Source organism: Streptomyces apricus, from assembly GCF_008369065.1.
Taxonomy (GTDB): Bacteria; Actinomycetota; Actinomycetes; order Streptomycetales; family Streptomycetaceae; genus Streptomyces; species Streptomyces apricus.
The window spans coordinates 1-1,442 of record NZ_VDFC01000205.1; the positions used below are offsets into that span (position 1 = coordinate 1).

Sequence of the window (1,442 nt, forward strand, 5' to 3'; positions counted from 1 at the left end):
CGCCGGTCCCGAGGAGGGCGGGGCTGCTCGTCGTCCCCCGCCGCGTCAGACGGCGCCGAAGATGCGGCCCATGATGTCGAAGACGGTGGTGAGCTCCGCCGTCTCCCACTCCGGTTCCGGACCGGGACCGGCGGCCGGGGCGGCGGGAACCCCGTTCCGGTGCGCGGTGGCCGATCGGGGTCCCGCGACGCCCGCCGGGTGCGGCACGACGGACGAATCGAACATGATCATGTCAACTCCAGGTGTGGTCGGTCGGGCTGTCGGGTGGGCGGTCGGGACACGGCGGACCGGATGACGGAACGGGCGGCGGGCCGGGTGACGGAACGGGCGGCGGGCCGGACGCCGTCAGGGCAGTGTGATCACTTGGGCGGCGTACGAGAGTCCGGCGCCGAAGCCGATCGTGAGGGCGAGCCCGCCGCTGCGGACGGTGCCGCCGGCCAGCATGTTCTCGATCGCCAGCGGGATCGAGGCGGCCGAGGTGTTGCCGGTGTGCACGATGTCGCGGGCGACGGCCACCTGCGCGGGCAGCCGCAGGGCCGTGGCGAGGGCGTCCACGATGCGCAGGTTCGCCTGGTGGGGGATGAAGGCGTCCAGGTCGGCGGCGTCCACCCCGGCGTCCTCCAGGGCCCGCCGGGCGACGCGGGCCATCTCGTACACGGCCCAGCGGAACACGGTCTGGCCCTGCATCGTCAGGGCGGGGAAGCGTTCGGGTACGCCGTCCCGCAGGTCGAGCCAGGAGGCGCTCTGGTCGATGGCGCCGCCCTGCGAGCCGTCGGAGCCCCAGACCACCGGGCCCATGGCCGGGGTGGCGCAGGGACCGACGACGACGGCTCCGGCGCCGTCGCCGAAGAGGAAGGCGGTGGCACGGTCGTCGTGGTCGATCAGGTCGGACATCCGCTCGGTCGCCACCACCAGGACGTGGCCGGCACTGCCGCCGCGCACCATGTCGTGGGCGACCGCCAGGGCGTGGGTGAAGCCGGCGCAGGCCGCGGAGAGGTCGAAGGCGGCGGCCTGCGTGGTGCCGACGCGGTGGGCGATGTCCGCGGCGAGGGCGGGCAGTTGACGGAAGTGGGTGGAGGTGGCCACCAGGACGCAGCCGATCCGGTCGGCGGTGACCCCGGCGTGCGCGAGGGCCTTCTCCGCGGCCGCGGCGCCCATGAGGGCCACGCTCTCCTCCTCGGTGGCCCAGCGCCGTTCGGCGATGCCGGAGCGGTCGCGGATCCACCGGTCGCTGGAGTCGATGCGGCGGGCGATCTCCTCGTTGGGCACCACGCGGGAGGGCCGGTAGCCTCCCACGCCGACGACGCGGGCGTACGCCGGACCCTCGGGAGGCCGCAGTGCAGGGGGTGTGGACACGATGGGTCTCCCTGGACGGGTGGTCGGAGAGGAAGAGAAGGAGAGAGGAAGAGAGGGGGGAGGAGAAGGAGGCGGGGCGGAGAAGG

The 1,442-nt window shown here is 74.3% G+C and carries 2 protein-coding genes; both read right to left on the reverse strand.

The features are described 5' to 3' along the window. Positions 1-45: 45 nt before the first annotated feature. Complete coding sequence (locus FGF04_RS39200) at positions 46-231, reverse strand: hypothetical protein (RefSeq protein ID WP_149516161.1); 186 nt, start codon at positions 229-231, stop codon at positions 46-48. Between the two features lie 114 nt (positions 232-345). Further along, positions 346-1,356 carry a beta-ketoacyl-ACP synthase III gene (locus tag FGF04_RS39205; protein ID WP_149516162.1) on the reverse strand — a complete coding sequence of 337 codons (1,011 nt, stop codon included), beginning with the start codon at positions 1,354-1,356 and terminating at the stop codon, positions 346-348. Between the last annotated feature and the right edge of the window lie 86 nt (positions 1,357-1,442).

Bases quoted from the DNA above. Each gene is read 5' to 3' on its own strand.
- FGF04_RS39200 (WP_149516161.1), bottom strand. From the start codon at position 231: ATGATCATGTTCGATTCGTCCGTCGTGCCGCACCCGGCGGGCGTCGCG.